Source organism: Streptomyces sp. NPDC014864 (assembly GCF_043081525.1).
In the GTDB taxonomy this organism is placed as follows: Bacteria; Actinomycetota; Actinomycetes; order Streptomycetales; family Streptomycetaceae; genus Streptomyces.
On record NZ_JBIBWT010000001.1, the window covers coordinates 344,751 to 363,372 of the forward strand.

Annotated in this window: 15 protein-coding genes; 9 read left to right on the forward strand and 6 right to left on the reverse strand. The window is 74.2% G+C overall.

Going from position 1 to position 18,622, the window contains the following annotated elements; all coding sequences use genetic code 11:
• From ACF1A5_RS01700 to sucD, 3 genes are all read left to right on the forward strand, one after another.
• The coding region (locus ACF1A5_RS01700) for a hypothetical protein (RefSeq protein WP_392190802.1) at window positions 1-1,655 on the forward strand (1,655 nt) is incomplete at its 5' end.
• Window positions 1,656-2,177: 522 nt separating this feature from the next.
• The gene (gene sucC, locus ACF1A5_RS01705) at window positions 2,178-3,359 is read left to right on the forward strand and encodes an ADP-forming succinate--CoA ligase subunit beta (RefSeq protein ID WP_356182333.1); all 1,182 of its coding nucleotides are present in this window, start codon (window positions 2,178-2,180) and stop codon (window positions 3,357-3,359) included.
• A 22-nt stretch (window positions 3,360-3,381) separates the two neighbouring features.
• Window positions 3,382-4,266, forward strand: a complete 885-nt coding sequence (sucD, locus tag ACF1A5_RS01710) for a succinate--CoA ligase subunit alpha (protein WP_392190803.1) — start codon at window positions 3,382-3,384, stop codon at window positions 4,264-4,266.
• A 280-nt stretch (window positions 4,267-4,546) separates the two neighbouring features.
• On the opposite strand, the gene ACF1A5_RS01715 is transcribed toward sucD, so the two are convergent.
• Window positions 4,547-5,572, reverse strand: coding sequence for a sigma factor-like helix-turn-helix DNA-binding protein (locus tag ACF1A5_RS01715; protein ID WP_392190804.1), 1,026 nt, complete (start codon window positions 5,570-5,572; stop codon window positions 4,547-4,549).
• A 104-nt stretch (window positions 5,573-5,676) separates the two neighbouring features.
• Between ACF1A5_RS01715 and ACF1A5_RS01720 the strand changes: the two genes are divergently transcribed.
• Window positions 5,677-7,662 carry a DUF6350 family protein gene (locus ACF1A5_RS01720; RefSeq protein ID WP_392190805.1) on the forward strand — a complete coding sequence of 662 codons (1,986 nt, stop codon included), beginning with the start codon at window positions 5,677-5,679 and terminating at the stop codon, window positions 7,660-7,662.
• A 44-nt stretch (window positions 7,663-7,706) separates the two neighbouring features.
• On the opposite strand, the gene ACF1A5_RS01725 is transcribed toward ACF1A5_RS01720, so the two are convergent.
• Window positions 7,707-8,519, reverse strand: coding sequence for a hypothetical protein (locus tag ACF1A5_RS01725; protein WP_392190806.1), 813 nt, complete (start codon window positions 8,517-8,519; stop codon window positions 7,707-7,709).
• Between the two features lie 322 nt (window positions 8,520-8,841).
• Here ACF1A5_RS01725 and purN point away from each other — a divergent pair, with 322 nt between their 5' ends.
• Both purN and purH read left to right on the forward strand, forming a co-directional pair.
• A complete protein-coding gene (gene purN / locus ACF1A5_RS01730; RefSeq protein ID WP_392190807.1) occupies window positions 8,842-9,471 on the forward strand; it encodes a phosphoribosylglycinamide formyltransferase in 630 nt (209 codons plus the stop codon).
• Window positions 9,468-11,030, forward strand: coding sequence for a bifunctional phosphoribosylaminoimidazolecarboxamide formyltransferase/IMP cyclohydrolase (gene purH / locus ACF1A5_RS01735; protein ID WP_392190808.1), 1,563 nt, complete (start codon window positions 9,468-9,470; stop codon window positions 11,028-11,030). The genes purN and purH overlap by 4 nt, the downstream gene beginning before the upstream one ends.
• A 65-nt stretch (window positions 11,031-11,095) precedes the next feature.
• Here purH and ACF1A5_RS01740 read toward each other — a convergent pair whose 3' ends face one another.
• From ACF1A5_RS01740 to ACF1A5_RS01755, 4 genes are all read right to left on the reverse strand, one after another.
• Window positions 11,096-11,599, reverse strand: coding sequence for a hypothetical protein (locus tag ACF1A5_RS01740; RefSeq protein WP_392190809.1), 504 nt, complete (start codon window positions 11,597-11,599; stop codon window positions 11,096-11,098).
• Between the two features lie 107 nt (window positions 11,600-11,706).
• The gene (locus tag ACF1A5_RS01745) at window positions 11,707-13,335 is read right to left on the reverse strand and encodes a protein kinase (RefSeq protein WP_392190810.1); all 1,629 of its coding nucleotides are present in this window, start codon (window positions 13,333-13,335) and stop codon (window positions 11,707-11,709) included.
• Window positions 13,332-14,078 (reverse strand): FHA domain-containing protein, encoded by a 747-nt coding sequence (locus ACF1A5_RS01750; protein WP_392190811.1) that lies wholly within the window; start codon window positions 14,076-14,078, stop codon window positions 13,332-13,334. The genes ACF1A5_RS01745 and ACF1A5_RS01750 overlap by 4 nt, the downstream gene beginning before the upstream one ends.
• A 115-nt stretch (window positions 14,079-14,193) precedes the next feature.
• The gene (locus ACF1A5_RS01755) at window positions 14,194-14,802 is read right to left on the reverse strand and encodes a hypothetical protein (protein WP_392190812.1); all 609 of its coding nucleotides are present in this window, start codon (window positions 14,800-14,802) and stop codon (window positions 14,194-14,196) included.
• A gap of 253 nt (window positions 14,803-15,055) precedes the next feature.
• Here ACF1A5_RS01755 and ACF1A5_RS01760 point away from each other — a divergent pair, with 253 nt between their 5' ends.
• The 3 genes from ACF1A5_RS01760 to ACF1A5_RS01770 all read left to right on the forward strand — a co-directional run bounded on the left by ACF1A5_RS01760 (window position 15,056) and on the right by ACF1A5_RS01770 (window position 18,396).
• Window positions 15,056-15,910: a bifunctional methylenetetrahydrofolate dehydrogenase/methenyltetrahydrofolate cyclohydrolase gene (locus tag ACF1A5_RS01760; protein ID WP_392190813.1), complete on the forward strand. Its 855-nt coding sequence runs from the start codon at window positions 15,056-15,058 to the stop codon at window positions 15,908-15,910.
• A 43-nt stretch (window positions 15,911-15,953) separates the two neighbouring features.
• Window positions 15,954-16,394, forward strand: coding sequence for a DUF3017 domain-containing protein (locus tag ACF1A5_RS01765; RefSeq protein ID WP_392191192.1), 441 nt, complete (start codon window positions 15,954-15,956; stop codon window positions 16,392-16,394).
• Window positions 16,395-17,025: 631 nt separating this feature from the next.
• Window positions 17,026-18,396, forward strand: a complete 1,371-nt coding sequence (locus tag ACF1A5_RS01770; RefSeq protein ID WP_392190814.1) for a DUF2690 domain-containing protein — start codon at window positions 17,026-17,028, stop codon at window positions 18,394-18,396.
• The last annotated feature ends 226 nt before the right edge of the window (window positions 18,397-18,622 follow it).

Consider the following 18,622-nt stretch of genomic DNA (forward strand, 5'->3'; position numbering starts at 1 on the left):
CCGCGCAGGCGGAGGCCGCAGGTGTGCCTGGCGCCGCTCAGGCCCGGGCGGCCGGTCTGGCCGGTACCGCTCAGGCGGGCGCATTCGGGGTGGCCGAGGTGGCGCAGGTCAAGGCCGCTCAACTCGCCAGTTCCGCCCAGGCGCACGCGGCCCACCTCGCCGGTACCGCCCACGCGGCCCACCTCGCCGGTGCCGCGCAGGCGGAGGCCGCAGGTGTGCCTGGCGCCGCTCAGGCCCGGGCGGCCGGTCTGGCCGGTACCGCTCAGGCGGGCGCATTCGGGGTGGCCGGTGTGGCGCAGGCGCACGCGACGCACCTCGCCGGTGCGGCGCAGGACGGGGTCACCGCCGTGCGGGGCGCCGCTCGGGATGGGGGCGCCGGTGCGGAGGGACTGGTCGCGGGGGCGGCCGGGGTCGCGCGGGGCGAGGCGGGGGTGGCCCGGGGGGCCGCCGAGGCCACCGTCTCCGGCGTGCCCGGCCACGTCACCGGCACCGTCGGCGGCGTGCGGCAGCAGGTCGTGGGGACCGTCTCCGCCGTGCCCGGCACGGTCACGCCGGTCGTGCGGCAGAGCGCGGACGCCGTCGTCCCGCCCGTGGCGGACACCGCGATCGACGGGGTGCTTCCGGTCGCCGGCCACGCCGTGGACGGCGTGGTGCCGGCTGCCGGGGACGCGGTGCACGGTGTGGTCCCCACCGCCGCCGACGCGGTGAACGGAGTGATCCCGGTCGCCACCGGCGCCGTCCGGGGCGTCCCGCCGGTCGCCACGCACGCGGTGGACGGTGTCACTCCCGCCGTCGGCCACGCCGTGGGCGCCGCGACCGGACTGGCCCACGGCGCCGTCGCCGACGTACGGCCGGTCGCGGGCGGTGCCGTCCAGGACGCCCACCCCGTCGCCCGGGGCGCGGCCGCCGGGGCGCGGCAGGTCGCCGCGGGAGCCGTCACGGACACGTGGGCCGTCGCCGGCGGCGCGGTCGCCCGGGCGCGCCCCGTGGTCGGCGGCGTCGCCGCGGACGTACCGGCGTACGCCACCGGGCCGGCCGGCCAGGTGGTCCACGACACCGCGGACGCCGTGCTGCCGCCGGTCGCCGGCACCGCCGTGCACGGGGTCGTGCCGGTCGCCTGGCAGGCCGTCGCCGACGCGCCCGCGCCGGCGTACGGCGTCGAGGGCGAGGTCGCGCCGTTCGCAGGCGGGGTGGCCGGCGAGGTCGGCCCGATCGCCCACGGGGTCGCCGGGCAGGCGGCGCCCTTCGCCGAGGGCGTCGCGGGCAAGGTGCCGCCGTTCGCCTACGGGGTCACCGGTGCCGTGCGTCCTGTCGTCGACACCGTCGCCGACACCGTGCGGCCCGTCGCCCAGAACGTCGGTGGCAGCACCGCGGCGCTGGCGTACGGCGTCGAGGGCGAGGTCGCGCCGTTCGCAGGCGGGGTCGCCGGTGAGGTCGGCCCGTTCGCCCACGGGGTCGCCGGTCACGTGGCGCCGTTCGCGCAGGAGCTGGGCGGCACGGCCGTCGGCACGGCCGGCCCGCTCGCGGGCCACGCGGCCACCGGCGTCCAGGGGGTCGCCCGTTCGGTCACCCCGGCCTACGCGCGGCCCGTCCAGGACGGCGTCCGGAGCAGTGTCCAGGACCACCTCCAGGGCGTGCACCCGTACAGCGTCTGAACCCCCCAGTGCGGCCGCCCCGTGGGGGCAGTCGTACGCACAGTCGTACCGAGGCCGGGCCCCCGGCCGGGAGGCCTCGGTACGGCGCCCCATCGACTCCGCGAGGCGGCAGGACCCGGGTGCCCGAATGCCGTCGGTCCGTCCGGCCGAAACCCCGCGGATGGGGCGGGCGGTCCCCATTGGGGTGGGGGCCGCCCGCCCCGCTCCCACGCGGGGGCGGAGCAGGCGCGCCCCCGCGGGTCGCCCACGGGACCTCACCGGGTCAACCCCAGCCCGGTGAGGTCCTGCCCCCCGGGCGACGCCCCGGCCGCGTAGGCTGAATCATGTGACAGGTATCACCGCTCAGGTGTGACCTGCGATTTAGAGCCGCCACGGAAGCGGCGATAACCTGCGAGACGGACATGCCGCGCGCTCGGACACCGTGTGCGCCTCCCTTGTGACACAGAGCGGACGTCACGTTGCCCTTCGCGGCACGCCCACGCATCCAACGAACCGCGAGATCACTGATAGGGACGGAAGCGCGTGGACCTGTTCGAGTACCAGGCGAGGGACCTCTTCGCCAAGCACGGTGTACCGGTGCTGGCCGGTGAAGTCATCGACACGCCTGAGGCGGCGCGCGAGATCACCGAGCGGCTGGGCGGCAAGTCGGTCGTCAAGGCCCAGGTGAAGGTCGGTGGTCGTGGCAAGGCCGGTGGCGTGAAGCTCGCCGCCACCCCGGACGAGGCCGTCGCCCGCGCGACGGACATCCTCGGCATGGACATCAAGGGCCACACGGTCCACAAGGTGATGATCGCCGAGACCGCGCCGGAGATCGTCGAGGAGTACTACGTCTCCTTCCTCCTCGACCGTGCCAACCGCACCTTCCTCTCCATCGCCTCCGTAGAGGGCGGCATGGAGATCGAGGAGGTCGCCGCCACCCGCCCCGAGGCCGTCGCCCAGATCGCGATCGACGCCATCGACGGTGTCGACAAGGCGAAGGCCCAGGAGATCGTCGCCGCGGCGAAGTTCCCGGCCGACGTGGCCGACAAGGTCGCCGACGTCCTGGTCACCCTCTGGGACACCTTCGTCAAGTCGGACGCCCTGCTGGTCGAGGTGAACCCGCTGGCCAAGGTCGCCTCCGGTGACGTCATCGCCCTCGACGGCAAGGTCTCCCTGGACGAGAACGCCGAGTTCCGCCACCCCGAGTTCGAGGAGCTCCACGACAAGGCGGCGGCCAACCCGCTCGAGGCCGCGGCCAAGGAGAAGAACCTCAACTACGTCAAGCTCGACGGCGAGGTCGGCATCATCGGCAACGGCGCGGGTCTGGTCATGTCGACCCTGGACGTCGTCGCCTACGCCGGCGAGGCCCACCAGGGCGTCAAGCCCGCCAACTTCCTGGACATCGGCGGCGGCGCCTCCGCCGAGGTCATGGCGAACGGCCTGGAGATCATCCTCGGCGACCCGGACGTCAAGTCCGTCTTCGTCAACGTCTTCGGCGGCATCACCGCCTGCGACGCGGTCGCCAACGGCATCGTGCAGGCCCTGGAGCTCCTCGAGAGCAAGGGCGAAGAGGTCACCAAGCCGCTCGTCGTGCGCCTCGACGGCAACAACGCGGAGCTGGGTCGCAAGATCCTGGACGACCGCAAGCACCCGCTCGTCCAGCGGGTGGACACCATGGACGGCGCGGCCGACAAGGCCGCCGAGCTGGCTGCTGCCGCGAAGTAAGGGACGAGGTCACAAGAACACCATGGCTATCTTCCTCACCAAGGAATCCAAGGTCATCGTCCAGGGCATGACCGGCTCGGAGGGTCAGAAGCACACCCGCCGCATGCTGGCGTCCGGCACCAACATCGTCGGTGGCGTGAACCCGCGCAAGGCGGGCCAGAGCGTCGACTTCGACGGCACCGAGGTACCGGTCTTCGGCACCGTCAAGGAGGCCATCGAGAAGACCGGCGCCGACGTCACGGTCATCTTCGTCCCGGAGAAGTTCACCAAGGACGCGGTCGTCGAGGCCATCGACGCCGAGATCCCGCTCGCGGTGGTCATCACCGAGGGCATCGCGGTGCACGACACGGCGTCCTTCTGGGCCTACGCCGGCAAGAAGGGCAACAAGACCCGGATCATCGGCCCGAACTGCCCCGGCCTGATCACCCCGGGTCAGTCGAACGCCGGCATCATCCCGGCCGACATCACCAAGCCGGGCCGCATCGGCCTGGTGTCGAAGTCCGGCACGCTGACGTACCAGATGATGTACGAGCTGCGGGACATCGGCTTCTCGACCTGCGTCGGCATCGGCGGTGACCCGATCATCGGCACCACCCACATCGACGCGCTGAAGGCGTTCCAGGACGACCCCGACACCGACCTGATCGTCATGATCGGCGAGATCGGCGGCGACGCCGAGGAGCGGGCCGCGGCCTTCATCAAGGAGAACGTGACCAAGCCGGTCGTCGGCTACGTCGCGGGCTTCACCGCGCCCGAGGGCAAGACCATGGGCCACGCCGGCGCCATCGTCTCCGGCTCCTCCGGCACGGCCCAGGCCAAGAAGGAGGCCCTGGAGGCCGCGGGCGTCAAGGTCGGCAAGACCCCGACCGAGACGGCCAAGCTCGCCCGCGAGGTCCTCGCCGGCTGAGTCCGGGCGAGTCACGCGCCGCAGCGCGCACAGCCGCGTCGCGCGGAGTCGCGCCGGGTCGCGCGCGGGCGCGCGGACCGAGGCCGGTGGGCCCGCTCCCCGAGGGGGGGCGGGCCCACCGCCTTTTTTGTGCCCACACGTATGCGTGCCGGACGCCGGTCATGTGCCCGCACGTGATCCGAGGCCGGTCGTGTGCCGCCCGCGGTCCGGGCGCCGGTCATGCAGGTGCCCGCATGTGGTCATGGGCGCCGGTCATGTGTCGCCCGCGGTCCGGCGCCGGTCACCGGGCGTCCGGCGCCATCCGCTCCGGGCCACTCGCCGACTGCGCCCTCAACCTGTCCCGCAGCGCGAGTTCCTGCGGTGTCAGGGGACCCAGCGCGGTCCGCGGCGGCAGCCCGCGCACCGCTTGCCCGGGAGCCACCGGCGCCTCGTAGTGCGTCGGAGCCGTCCGCAGGGTCAGCGTGGTCGCGCCGAGGACGGCGACGATGAAGGCGGTGGCGGACCGGGTCCAGAACCGCGTCCGGCGTTCCCCGGCCGTCCGCACCGTCGGCGGCCGGGCCGCCGTGAGGCGTTGGGCGGAGGCCAGCCGGACCAGCCGCCGGTGCAGTTCCGCCGTGTCCGCCAGCTCCGGCAGGCGCGCGGCGACTGCTTCCCGGGCGTGCGTCAGCCGGTTCGCCGTCGCCGGTGTGCTGGCCTCCGTCTCCGCCGCCGTCTCCGGCAGGTCGAGGCCGACACCGTCGTAGAGCACCAGCGTGCGCCGGTAGGGCGGCGGGAGGTGCATCAGCGCCTGTTGCAGTGCGCGGTCCGCGGGGTCGCGGAGTGGATCCGGGACGCGGTTGCGCGGGCGGAAGCGGTGCCAGGGGGACAGGGCGCACTCGTACGCCGCCGCCCGCACCCAGCCCGCCGGGTCGCGGTCGCTCGCCACCTCCGGCCACCGCTGCCAGGCCAGTTGGAAGGCCCGCTCCACGGCCTCGCGGGCCCGCTCGCGCCGCCCGGTGAGCAGGAAGGCCTGCCGTACCAGGGCCGGGGCGCAGAAGGCGTACAGCGCGTCGAAGGCCTGGGCGGGCGTCAGGGACGGCATCTCCAGGTCGTCCTGACGGCCCGTCGACATGAGGGAAGCGAGCACCTGCGCGTAGGCCTGCCGGTGCCGGCCGGGCGGGACGGCGCGGCCCGCCTCCCAGGCGCACACCGTGTCGAGGGGAACACCGGCCCGAGCGGCGACCTGAGCCTGCGTCAGAGACGCCGCCAGGCGCAGACGTCGGCATTTCGCGGGTGACGGCAGCTGGTGCGCGGGGCTACTCCTCACGGTGCGCCCCTTCGTGCGAATAGGTACATAAGCGTATATTGAGCGACACAGCGGGGGTTCGCCTGTTACGACGGGAAGACGCGTGTCGTTGGGAGCATGGCGGCGTGACCCAGACGAGCCATCGACGTCCGCCGCTGCCGCCCCTGCGTTCCCGGGTGCGGGACCGTACGCCAGGACTGGGCGCCGGCTTCCTCGGCGGCGCGGTCGCGGCGGGGCTGGGGCTCGGCTCGTTCGCGGTGCTCGTCATCGGACTGTGGATCAGTTCGCCCTATCCCGACAGCGGTCCGGGCGGTGCGCTGCACGTCGCCGCCGCGCTGTGGCTGCTCTCGCACGGCTCCGAACTGGTGCGCACCGACACGCTCACCGGCGTGCCCGCGCCCGTGGGGGTGACTCCGCTGCTGCTGCTCGCCCTGCCGGTGCTGCTGGTGCACCGGGCGGCCCGGGACGCGACCGACGGGGGCGACGGCGGCCCGCTCGTCCCGCCGTGCACCGCCTGGGCCGGTGTCGTCCTCGGCTACCTCACGGTCGGCGGCCCGGCCGCGGCGTACGCGCAGGGCGGTGCGCTGCGGCCCTCGTGGGGGTGGACGGCGGTGTGCGTACCGCTGGTTGCCGCGGTGGCGGCGGCCAGCGGGGTGTGGACGGCGTACGGCTGTCCGCGCGCCCCGCTCGAGCGGTTGCTGGGCGGGCTGCCCGTGGGCGTACGGCGCCTCCTCCTCGCGCCGGGCCCCCGTGCGCGCCTCGGGGTCGCGGCGCGGGCGGCCGGTGCCGGGGCCCTGGTGTTCGCCGGGGGCGGGGCGCTGGTGCTCGGGGTGTCGCTGGTGGCGCACGGCGCGGCCGCGCAGGCGGCCTTCCTGCGGCTGACGGAGGGCTGGTCGGGCCGGTTCGCGGTGCTGCTGCTGTGCCTGGCGCTGCTGCCGAACGCGATGCTGTGGGCCGCCGCCTACGCTCTGGGCCCCGGCTTCGTCCTCGGCACCGGTCATGTCGTGGGGCCCCTGTCCTCCGCCCCGGCGCCGCTCCTGCCACCGTTCCCGCTGCTCGCGGCGGTGCCGGACTCGGGCCCGGGGACACCGGTGAACTGGGCGTGCGCGGCCGTGCCGGTGGTGGCCGGGCTGACGATGGGGTGGTTCGCCGGCGCGGCGTCGGTGCGGGAGCGGGAGGGGCGCAGAGGCCGCGAGGGGCGTGAGGGGCGGGAGGTGGATGCCGGTCGTCCCAAGGGGAGGGACGCGGGTGCCGGTGGTGCCGGCGGACTCCTCGCGGCGGCCCGTGATGGCGGGAGGGCGGGAGCGCGGGGCGCAGTCGCGGTGTGGTCGTACCGGCGGACGGCGGCCGGGGCGTGCCTCGCCTGCCTGGTGTGCGCCGCCGCGCTCGGCGCGCTCGCGGCGCTGGCGGGCGGCCCACTGGGCGACCGGGCGCTCGCCCGGTTCGGGCCGGTGGGGTGGCAGGTGGGTCTGGCCGCGCTGGTGTGGACGGCGACGGCGGCCGTGCCGATGGCGCTGACGGTGCGGGCGTGGCGCGGCCGGGGGCTGCGGGAGCCGCGGACCGGGACGCCGGCGCGGTCCGGCCGCACGCCGTGGTGGCGGCTCGCGTGGCCGACCGCGGGTGAGGGACCGGAGCGGCGGATCGGATGGCCCCGCACGGGCGGTGCGCAGACCCCGGCGCCCGCACCGGCCCCCGCACCCCGGCCTTACGACCTCACGCTCGAACCGTACGACGTGCTGCCGCTGGAGCCGCCGGAGTCCGCCGCCTCCCCCTGGCACGACGGCGCCTCACGGGAGGCGCGCTGGGCGGCGCTGAAGGAGGCGGCGACCCGGTCCACGACGGCGCCCGGGCAGCCGACCGCACCCGAGAAGCCCGTCGTAGCACCGGTGGACGAACCGGGCGGGGAGCCGACGGAGGAGCCGATGGAAGAGCCGGCCGGAGACTCAGGCGCGGGACCGGGCCCAGAAACAGCCCCACAAACAACCCCAGAGCCAGCCGCTCACGAAACCCGGGGCGACCCGAGCAAGCCGTCCGCCCCCGAGCCGCCGGGGACCCAGGCCCCCGGCACTCCCGAGGCATCGGGCTCCTCGGAGCGGCCGGCCGGTCCCTGACCGGCCCCGCGCCGCGTCCTCGCCGAGGACCCGGGCGGTCAGGGTCAGCCCTTGACTCCCAGCACTCCCCGCAGTTCCTTCGGCAGGTGCTGGTCGCACGCCTGCCTGGCCTGGTTGGTGAGGGCGTCGTGCGTGCAGGAGTAGTAGTCGCGGTAGACGAGCTGCGCCGTGAAGTTCGCGGCGACCAGGACCAGGGCGAGGCTCGCCGTGACCAGGCCGCTGATCGCCGCCGTGGTCTGTGGGCGACCCTCGGGGGCCGGGGTGTCGGGGTCGGCGGCGCGCGGCTTGCCGCGCAGCGCGCTGATGCCCCAGTACAGGGCGGGAGCGCCGAGCAGCAGGGCCACGTAGGGCCAGCTGAAGAGGGCGAAGAAGAAGGCCCACATGCCGCACAGCAGGGCGTAGCGCGCCCGGCGCTGGGCGGGGTCGGTGGGGTCCCAGCGCAGGCCCGGTCCGGAGCCGCCGCCCTGCTGCTCGGGGCCACCGGGACCGCCCGGGCCGCCGGGTCGCTGGGGGCGCTCGCCGAAACCGCCCGGGGAACGGCCGGGCTGCCTGTCGCTCCACTGGCTGCCCCACGGGGAGTGACCCCCGCCCTCGCCGGGGCCCGTGCCGGAGTCGGAGCCGGAGTGGTCGCCCCCGGACGGGTTCCGCGGCCGCCAGGGGCGGTCCGGAGTGCCCTCGGGCGGCGGGGCGAAGGGATTGTCCTCGGGGGCCGCCCCGCCCTGCCCGTCGCCGCTGCCCCCCTCGGAGGGCGCGTCCGGCGGCGACGCGGGGCGCTCCCGCAGCAGCACGGCGCCGCGCTCTCCTCCCTGCTTGGCATGCGAGGGGAGCGTGAGGAGTCGCAGGCTGCGGTCCGACATCAAGTGAGCGTCTTCCCCTTGGTGAGTGAGGTGAGTGAGTCCCGTGGGACTGGTGGGTCACGGCGGAACCGCAGCGTCCCGAAGGCGCTGAAGATCCCTGGATCCGGATTCCGTCATCCCGTGAACGCGCGGTGCGCCGAGTGCGTTCCCGTACCGGCCCGTCCCAGACGCTACCTTCCGGCCACGCCCCCGTCCCATGGGGGCCGCCCCGGTGTGCCGGTATCGTTGCTGACGGTCGGCCGCTTCGTAGGCTTCCCCGTATCCGGGGACGCGAAGCATTCGTACGACCGTACAAACAGCTTCCCCGAGAAAGGGCCCCACCGTGGCCGCCAAGCCCGTGGCCAAGCGCCTCGTCGTGCTGGTCTCCGGATCCGGCACCAATCTGCAGGCGCTCCTCGACGCGATCGCCGAGAGCGGAGTCGAGGCCTACGGCGCCGAGATCGTCGCCGTGGGCGCCGACCGTGACGGCATCGAGGGGCTCGCGCGCGCCGAGCGCGCGGGGCTGCCGACCTTCGTGCGGAAGGTCAGGGACTACGCGACCCGTGAGGAGTGGGACGCCGCGCTCGCCGAGGCGGTCGCCGCCCACGAGCCCGACCTGGTGGTGTCCGCCGGGTTCATGAAGATCGTGGGGAAGGAGTTCCTCGCGCGGTTCGGCGGGCGGTTCGTGAACACGCACCCCGCCCTGCTGCCCAGTTTTCCCGGAGCCCACGGCGTGCGGGACGCGCTCGCGTACGGCGCCAAGGTCACCGGCTGCACCGTCCACTTCGTCGACGACGGCGTCGACACCGGGCCGATCATCGCGCAGGGCGTGGTGGAGATCCGGGACGAGGACGACGAGAGCGCGCTGCACGAGCGCATCAAGGAAGTCGAGCGAAGGCTGCTCGTCGAGGTCGTGGGGCGGCTCGCCCGCAACGGCTATCGCATCGAGGGACGAAAGGTAGTTATCCAGTGACCGCCGAGAGCAACAAGCGGCCCATCCGGCGCGCGCTCGTCAGCGTCTACGACAAGACCGGTCTGGAGGAGCTCGCGCGCGGGCTGCACGAGGCCGGCGTCGAACTCGTCTCCACCGGGTCCACGGCCGGGCGGATCGCCGCCGCCGGCGTCCCCGTCACCAAGGTCGAGGAGCTCACCGGCTTCCCCGAGTGCCTGGACGGCCGCGTCAAGACCCTGCACCCGAAGGTGCACGCCGGCATCCTCGCCGACCTGCGGCTGGAGGACCACCGGCGGCAGCTGGAGGAGCTGGGCGTCCAGCCGTTCGATCTCGTCGTGGTCAACCTCTACCCGTTCCGCGAGACCGTGGCCTCCGGCGCCTCGCCCGACGAGTGCGTCGAGCAGATCGACATCGGCGGCCCGTCGATGGTCCGCGCCGCCGCCAAGAACCACCCGTCCGTCGCCGTCGTCACCAGCCCCGCCCGCTACGGCGACGTGCTGCACGCGGTCACGGACGGCGGCTTCGACCTCACCACCCGCAAGCGGCTCGCCGCCGAGGCCTTCCAGCACACGGCGGCCTACGACATCGCCGTCGCCTCCTGGTTCGCCTCCTCCTACGCGCCCGTCGACGACTCCGCGTTCCCCGACTTCCTTGGCACCACCCTGGAGCGCGCGCACACCCTGCGCTACGGCGAGAACCCGCACCAGCCGGCCGCCCTCTACACCTCCGGCACGGGCGGTCTGGCGGAGGCGGAGCAGCTCCACGGCAAGGAGATGTCGTTCAACAACTACACGGACACGGACGCCGCCCGCCGTGCCGCGTACGACCACGACGAGCCGTGCGTGGCGATCATCAAGCACGCCAACCCCTGCGGCATCGCGGTCGGCGCGGACGTCGCCGAGGCGCACCGCAAGGCGCACGCCTGTGACCCGCTGTCCGCGTTCGGCGGTGTGATCGCCGTGAACCGGCCGGTCAGCAAGGAGATGGCGGAGCAGGTCGCCGACATCTTCACCGAGGTCATCGTCGCGCCCGGCTACGAGGAGGGGGCCCTGGAGGCCCTCACCAAGAAGAAGAACATCCGCGTGCTGCGCTGCGCCGAGCGCCCCGAACACCGCGTCGAGGTCAAGCCGATCGACGGCGGCGCCCTGCTCCAGGTCGCCGACCGGCTGCAGGCCGAGGGCGACGACCCGGCGCACTGGACGCTGGCGTCCGGCGAGGCGCTGGACGAGGCCGGGCTGGCCGAGCTGGCCTTCGCCTGGAAGGCCTGCCGCGCCGTGAAGTCCAACGCGATCCTGCTCGCCAGGGGCGGCGCCTCGGTCGGCGTCGGCATGGGACAGGTGAACCGTGTGGACTCCTGCAGGCTCGCGGTCGAGCGGGCCGGCGAGGAGCGGGCGCGCGGCTCCTACGCCGCCTCCGACGCGTTCTTCCCGTTCCCCGACGGCCCCGAGATCCTGATCGCGGCGGGCGTGAGGGCCATCGTCCAGCCGGGCGGCTCGATCCGCGACGAGCAGGTCGTCGAGGCCGCGAAGAAGGCGGGCGTCACGATGTACTTCACCGGCACCCGCCACTTCTTCCACTGACCCGGAACGAAGGAGCGGTCTCCGGCCCTCCCCCGAGCGGGGCCGGAGACCGCGGCCGTGTCGCGTCAGCAGGGACGCACGGAGTAGATCGGGTCCCAGGTGGCGCGGCCGGCCTGGTACGCCGTGGACGTCCAGCGCACGCTGCCGTCCTTGTTGTAGAAGCGGGCCACGGTGCCGGGCGTCTGGTTGTTGACGAAGTCGCCGTCGCCGTACCAGTTGGACACGGACCACTGCTGGCACTTGTAGAAGTTGAAGACGGTGCCGCGGACGTCCACGCACAGGTAGCCGTAACGGCAGTTGAGCGCCGCGGCCTTGGCCTGGGCCGCCTGGCGCGCCGGGTACACCGTGACGTCGAGGCCGTCGAAGTGCACCTTGCCGGCGGAGACCTGCCGGCCGCCGGGGTGGCCGGCCAGCACCGCGTCGACGCGCCGCTGGACCTCAAAGGCCTGTGCGGCCGAGCGGGACGGGGCGGCCGCGTCGCCCGGCTGGGCCGAGGCGGCCGGGACGACGGGGCCGGCGAGCAGGGCGGTGGCCGCGACGAGCAGCGCGGCGGACTTCTTCACGTTCACTGACGTTCCCCCAACTACCGTGAGCACGGATCTGGTCGTACCGCCGAGGCGGTGTGGTTCCACCGTGCCGGAGGCGCCCGCGCGCGGGTACCTCGGAAGTCTGAGGGTCACCTCCTCCCCGATGGCGTGTACTCCTGGAGGTAGTGCGCGACCCGCTCGGCGTAGCCGCGGTACTTCGCGGGGACACCGCCCGCGCCGTTGACCTTCGCGTACGACGTCCGGTAGGCGGCGGCGACCAGGACCCGGCGGTCGCCCGGCAGGCCGTCGTCGAGGCGCGGTTCGATCCAGCACAGGTAGCGGCCCATCGCCGGGATGGACTCGGCGGGCGGGAAGGGCGGCCGGGGGACGCTCTCGGCGGGGGTGCCGTCGTCGTGCATCCACCAGCGCAGCACCCGCGGGGTCCAGCGGGCGATGCCGTACTCGTCCTTGGCGGGGTCGGCGAGATCCGGGTCGAAGTCGCTCTCCACCTTCAGCATGGCCGCGATCAGCGAGGGGGTGACCTCCGGCCGGGCGCAGTCGTGCGCGGTCTCCACGATCAGCAGGCGGTAGGCGGGCGGGACGCCCCGGTCGGTGCGGAGTTCGGCGGCCCCGTAGGAGGCGGCGCCGGTCCTGGGGGTGGCGGCGGTGGCGCCCCCGGCGCCCGGACCCGGACCGGCCCAGGTACCGATGCCGTAGCCGAGGGCGGCCATCGCGGCGGTGGCGGCCGCCGCGCCGAGCACGATCCCCACCCGGCGGCCCCCCGGGCGTCGACGCGGCAGCACACCGCGGCCGATCCGGGGGAGCGCGGTACGCCCGGTCCGCCGGACCAGGGGCCCGCCCGGTGAGCGGCCACCGCCGGCCGCGGCCTCCACCCGGCGCAGCAGGGCCTCGGTGCCCACGCGCCCGGCGTGCGTGCGGGCCAGGCAGTCCCGCACCACCTCCCGCCAGGCGTCCGGGAGTTCGGGGGACAGCCGCAGCTCTTCCGATCCTCGGGCGTAGGCGGCGGCCGCGTCCCGGCGCGCCGTCGGAGTGCCGCCGGGCAGCGGGAAGGAACCGGTGAGGACGAGGTGGGCGAGGACGCCGAAGGCCCAGACGTCGGCGGACGGGCGGATGCGGCGGCCCCGTTCGCCGATCTCGGACCACAACAGCTCGGGCGGGGTGTAGTCGGGGGTGGAGAAGGCCGGGGTGTAGGCGTGGGTGCCCTCCAGCTCGGCGGCCATGTTGAAGTCGCCGAGCCGCACCGAACCGTCCGCCATCAGCAGCACGTTCGCCGGTTTCAGGTCCCCGTGCACCCAGCCCGCCCGGTGCAGCTGGGCCAGCCCCTCGCAGACCTGGGCGAGCAGCGCCGGCCCGGCGGCGGGGCGCGGTCGGCCGTCGAGGAGCGCGGCCAGCGAGCCCTCGGCCAGTTCCAGGACGAGGACGGTGGCTCCGTCGAGGGCGGGCCGGCCGGGGTCGTCGACGACGAGGGTCTCGTACATCCGGATCAGCCGCGGCCGTCTGAGCCGGCGGAGCAGGGCGATCTCGCGCTCGATGAGTTCGCGCAGGTGGGCCAGTTGACGGGGGGTGCCCGTGCCGGTGGGCAGGAACTTCAGCGCGGCCGTGTCCGGCAGGCTCCCGGTGCCCTCGCCCGCCACCGGCGCGCCGGTGCGGCGGCCTTCGTACACGCTGCCGAAGGCGCCGGTCGCGAGGGGCTGCCGCACCTCCCAGCCGCCGACCCGGTAGCCCCGCGGCACCGGCACGGCGTACGGCTCGGTCACCGGGTGACCCGGTTCGCGGGGCCGGCCAGGACCACCAGGTCGTCCTCCCGCACGAGGTCGAAGCGGAGCGCGAGGGAGACCAGTGACTCCTTCTTGCCGTTGAGGCGGGGGCCCGTCTCCGCGGTCTCGGGGCCGGGTTTCAGGCGCAGCTTCACCGCCAGGTAGTCGATGTTCCACTGCACCGACGTGCGCGACGCGGCCGGCCAGGCGGCGCGCAGGCGCTCGACGACCTGGTCGACGGTCGGCAGCGGGGCGTGCGGATCGCCGCGCAGCCGCGGCTCGCACAGGGCGGCGAGGACCGCGAAGTAGCGCTTGGTGCGGTCCACGGCGAAGGCGGGCGCGGTGGTCCCGCCGTCCGCCCCGCCCGTGCCGTGCAGGTAGTCGTGGCGCGGGGCCCACACCTCGATCGCCAGCAGGTCCCCGGCCGCGGGCAGCACGATCCGGGAGAACTCGAAGGGGACCGGCGCGTCCAGCCGGCCCGGCGCGACCTTGATGTGCTCGCCCGCGCCCTCCGGGTTCTCCACGACGTAGGTGTGGCGGGCGGAGAGGTTGCTCAGTATCCAGAACGCGCCGTGAGCGGCGATCTCACCGGCCCGGCGGGACACGCCGTCGTGTGCGATCACCAGGTCGTTGTCGGGGGCGGAGCGCCCGAAGGCGAGGCGGTCGCCGGGCGCCAGCCGGATCTGGGCGCCGTTTCTCTCGTCCCCCGTGGTCGGCGGAGGTACCACGATGATGCTGTACAAGGTGCGTCTCCCCGTGCCTGACGGCTACCGAAGCCAGACTAGGGCGACGCACCAGGGCCGTGTCTCCCCTTGTGCGGGGTGAGACACGGCCCTTGGGGCGAATGGCGTGAATTGTTCAGTAACGCGGGCGGTTGAACCAGTTCGTGGCCGCGCTGTTCACCATCGAGGCGAGGATGATGCCGCCGAAGGCGAGCGAGATGATGCCGCCGAAGGTGGCCGAACCGCCCTGCCCGTTCGCGATGTTGACGATGCTGCCGAGGATCAGCAGCGAGGAGTACACGATCGTGCCGATGCGGATGCCGCTGCCACCGGTCTTGAACTTGACGCCCAGGAAGATCGACAGGCTGCCCAGGACCAGCATCAGCAGGGCGATCAGCACGATGACGCCGGTCGCGGTGCTGGTGTCGCTGCCGGACCCGAGGCCGTTGGAGGCGTCCTGGAGGGCCGCGCCCGCGATGCCGATGATGATGCCGGCCAGGAACTGGAACCCGGCCAGGATGAACAGCAGCACCCGGGCGGTCTTGATCAGGCCGGGCATCTCCATGGGGGCGCCGTAGCCGTACCCCTGCGGGACGGGCGGGGCCTGCGGGTAGCCGTAGCCGGGCTGGCCCTGGGGGGCGCTCGGGTATCCGTAGCCGGGCTGGCCCTGCGGGGGCTGGGACGGGTAGCCGGGCTGCTGGCCCTGCGGCGGGCCGTAAGGGTTGTTCGGGTCGCCGAAACTCATGGCGGACTTTCCTCCGTTGCTCCGAGTGCGGGGACGACGCGCAGCATGAATCGGAGGAAATACGTCGTTTGCGGTCGGTCCCCCCGGTACTGCCCGCGGCACTGTTCTTCATCGTTCTTTACCACGGGCTTACTTGTCCAGCCACATTCCGCAGGTGTTGTGATAGTGCAACATCGTTGATCACACCGGAACATTCGGCGGGGGAGCGCCCCCGGATTGGAACCGGGACCCGGTCATCCGGGAGTATGGGGCCATGACCGCCCAGATTCTCGATGGCAAGGCCACCGCAGCCGCGATCAAGTCCGATCTGACCGCCCGCGTGGCGGCGCTGAAGGAGAAGGGCGTCACGCCCGGCCTCGGCACGATCCTGGTCGGGGACGACCCCGGCAGCCACAAGTACGTCGCCGGCAAGCACCGCGACTGCGCCCAGGTCGGCATCGCCTCCATCCAGCGCGAGCTGCCGGGCACCGCGACGCAGGAGGAGATCGAGGCGGTCGTCCGCGAGCTGAACGAGGACCCGGCCTGCACCGGCTACATCGTCCAGCTGCCGCTGCCCAAGGGCATCGACGAGAACCGCATCCTCGAGCTGATGGACCCGGACAAGGACGCCGACGGCCTGCACCCGATGAACCTCGGCCGCCTCGTCCTCAACGAGCCGGCCCCGCTGCCCTGCACCCCCAACGGCGTGCTGACCCTGCTGCGCCGCTACGGCGTGGAGATCAAGGGCGCCGAGGTCGTGGTTGTCGGCCGCGGGGTGACCATCGGCCGCCCGATGCCGCTGCTGCTCACCCGGCGCAGCGAGAACGCCACGGTGACCCAGTGCCACACCGGCACCCGTGACCTGTCCGCCCACCTCAGGCGGGCCGACATCATCGTCGCCGCGGCCGGCTCCGGGCACCTGATCCGCGCCGAGGACGTCAAGCCGGGCGCGGCCGTCCTCGACGTCGGCGTCTCGCGCAACGACGAGGGCAAGATCGTGGGCGACGTCCACCCGGACGTCGCCGAGGTCGCCGGCTGGATCTCCCCGAACCCCGGCGGCGTCGGCCCGATGACCCGGGCGCAGCTGCTGGTCAACGTGGTCGAGGCGGCGGAGCGCAGTGTCGGCTGAGGCGCGGGGCGACACGCGGGGCGCCGGGCCCGCCGAGCCCGAGATGGAGGTGTGCGACCCGGTCAGCGCACCGGACGCCGACGGCAGGCCGCGCCGGGTCACGCGCCGCTTCCCGCTCTTCACCCGGGACACCGCGCGGCCGGAGGGAGGCGGCCGGGCCGCGCCCGGCGACGCCCCGGCGCCCGCCCGGCAGTGGCCCATGCTGGCCGTGCTGGGCACGGTCGGGCTCGGGCTGCTGGTGACCGCGTTCGACGCCTTCCGGGTGGGTCTGCTGCTGGTCGGCGTCGCGCTGCTCGGCGGCGCCGTGCTGCGCTGGCTGCTGCCCCGGGTCGGCATGCTCGCCGTCCGCTCCCGCTTCACGGACATCGTCACCTACGGCGTCCTGGGCGTGGTGATCGTGCTGCTCGCGCTGATGGTCCAGCCGAAGCCGTGGCTGGAGATCCCGTTCCTGGACGACGCGCTGCACTTCACGGTCCGCGGCTAGCGAAGCCGGTTCAGCCGGTTCAGCCCGGTTCATTTCGGCTTCGTTCATGTGAACGCCCGTACGTCCGCGGCGTCGCGGTGCCCCGGTCCGCACACGGCGACGGCGGCCCGTCCTCTCCCCCGAGTAAGGACGGGCCGCCGCCCGGGAACAACCCTGCTGCACCGGGAACGGCCTGTTCAACGGCTGTCCGTGCGCTGTGGCACGGAAGTGACCGTTCCGCTACGGTGTCCGCGCTCTGCCACAGCGACGCGGTCCCCTCGGTGCCCTCCCTGTGCACCACCTGTGCCGATGCGTCGGCAAGTTCGGATGCGTCGGCAGGTTCGGTATCCGGGGCGAATACGTCCGGCGATCGGGTCGGCGTGACCGAGGGGGAGAGTCCGGAACGTCCGGAATCCGGGCCCGGGTTCCCCTCGACGGAGAGCGCCGCCGGAGCGCCGCCGGTGGGACACTGGTCAGCGGAACCGGCGGGCGCGCGACGCCGCACGCCCCGGCACCCGTGCTCCCGTGCGCCCCCACCCCGGGAACCGGGATCCTGACGGGGCGCGTTCCTGTGGGTAGCCAGAACGGGGACTCGGCACAGGGCACCACGCGCGGGGAACACTCAGCACTACCGGGGGAAGAGGGGGAAGCAATGCCTCGTTGGAAGGCCTTGCCCGACGAACTGGATCCGCAGGTCAGGGAGTTCGCGAGCCAGCTGCGCAGGCTCGTGGACCGCAGCGGCCTGAGCGTCGCCGCGCTCGCCGACCGCACGGGCTACAGCAAGACGTCCTGGGAGCGTTACCTGGGCGGCCGTCTGCTGGCGCCCAAGGGCGCGATCGTGGCCCTGGCCGAGGTCACCGGCACCAACCCGGTGCACCTGACCACCATGTGGGAGCTCGCCGAACGGGCCTGGAGCAGGGCGGAGATGCGCCACGACCGGACCATGGAGGCGATCCGGATATCCCAGGCCCGGGCCGCCCTCGGGGAGTCCGGGGCGATGTCCGCGGCCGACGGCAAGGGGGTCGGGACCGTCCGCAGGAGCGGCAGCGCCACGGTGGCTCCCGAGGCCGCGGGGCCCGCGGGCACGTCCCCGACGGTGCCGTCGCAACCGACGGCGGCCGACGCCGACGTACGCGACGCGGTGCCGCGGACCACTCCGCCCGGCCCGGCGTCGTCGCCCGGCACGGGCCCGGGAGCCGGCACCGGCTCGGATGTCGTTTCCGCGTCCGCGTCTGCGCCTGTGTCCGAGCCCGCGGCCGATGCGGGCGCCGACCCCGGCACCGGGTCCGCCACGGCGGAACCCGTCAACTCCTGGGGCCTGGCCGGGTACCGGGGCCCGTCGCCGGCGGGCGGCCGTGCCTCCGGGAGCGCGTCCTCGCCGTCCGGAGGTCCCACCCGGACCGCGACCTCCCCGTCCGGCGCCGCGGCCCGTCCGCCGGCCGGGCCGGGTGCGTACACCGGAGCCGGAGCCGGAGCGGGAACCGTTCCCGCAGCCGGGACTCCGCAGACCCCCCGCCCCGGTGCGAACGGCGCGCGCAGGCAGCAGGCGCTGATGTTCCTCGCGGGCCTGGTCGGTGTGCTGGTCCTGATCGGCGCGGTCTTCTACCTCACCGGCGGCGGGGCCGAGAAGCCCGAGGGCGCGAAGAAGTCGCCCGCGGCATCCCCGAGCGTCGACCCGAACCTGCCGCCGGGCGTCAAGTGCAGCGGAGCCTCGTGCACGGGCAAGGACGCCGAAGGCATGGGATGCAGCGGCGAATTCGTGACCACGGCCCAGAGCGCCACCGTGGGCACGACCGTCGTCGAGGTCCGCTACAGCAAGACCTGCGGCGCGGCCTGGGGCCGGATCACCCAGGCCGCCCAGGGCGACGAGGTCCGGGTCACGGTGGGCTCGCGCCAGGAGACCGGCACGATCACCACGGCCGGGGACACGATCGCGTACACGCCGATGGTCGCCGTGAAGGACGCGGCGCGGATGAAGGCGTGCGCGACGCTGGCGTCGGGACAGCAGGGCTGCACGCGGTAGGGCCGGAACCGGCGCCTCGGGGGGAACAAGTGGCGCCGGCCACGCATGGCCCGGGCCGGACGGGGGCAGGCGCTTGGTACCCCCACGGGATTCCGGTTCTCCGGTGCCCCCTCCGGCGGCTGCCCTCGTCCCCTCCCCCGGACGGGCGGCCGTCGCTCGTACGTCACGTGGCGTCACTCTGTGGGACGGGCCACACCGGCCCGGCGGCCGGGGATCCCGGAGGCGC

Excerpts from the sequence above, each read along its gene's own strand:
- sucD (WP_392190803.1), top strand. The coding sequence starts at position 3,382 with ATGGCTATCTTCCTCACCAAGGAATCCAAGGTCATCGTCCAGGGCATG.
- ACF1A5_RS01770 (WP_392190814.1), top strand. The coding sequence starts at position 17,026 with ATGCCTCGTTGGAAGGCCTTGCCCGACGAACTGGATCCGCAGGTCAGG.
- ACF1A5_RS01755 (WP_392190812.1), bottom strand. The coding sequence starts at position 14,802 with ATGAGTTTCGGCGACCCGAACAACCCTTACGGCCCGCCGCAGGGCCAG.
- ACF1A5_RS01760 (WP_392190813.1), top strand. The coding sequence starts at position 15,056 with ATGACCGCCCAGATTCTCGATGGCAAGGCCACCGCAGCCGCGATCAAG.
- ACF1A5_RS01725 (WP_392190806.1), bottom strand. The coding sequence starts at position 8,519 with ATGTCGGACCGCAGCCTGCGACTCCTCACGCTCCCCTCGCATGCCAAG.
- ACF1A5_RS01765 (WP_392191192.1), top strand. The coding sequence starts at position 15,954 with ATGGAGGTGTGCGACCCGGTCAGCGCACCGGACGCCGACGGCAGGCCG.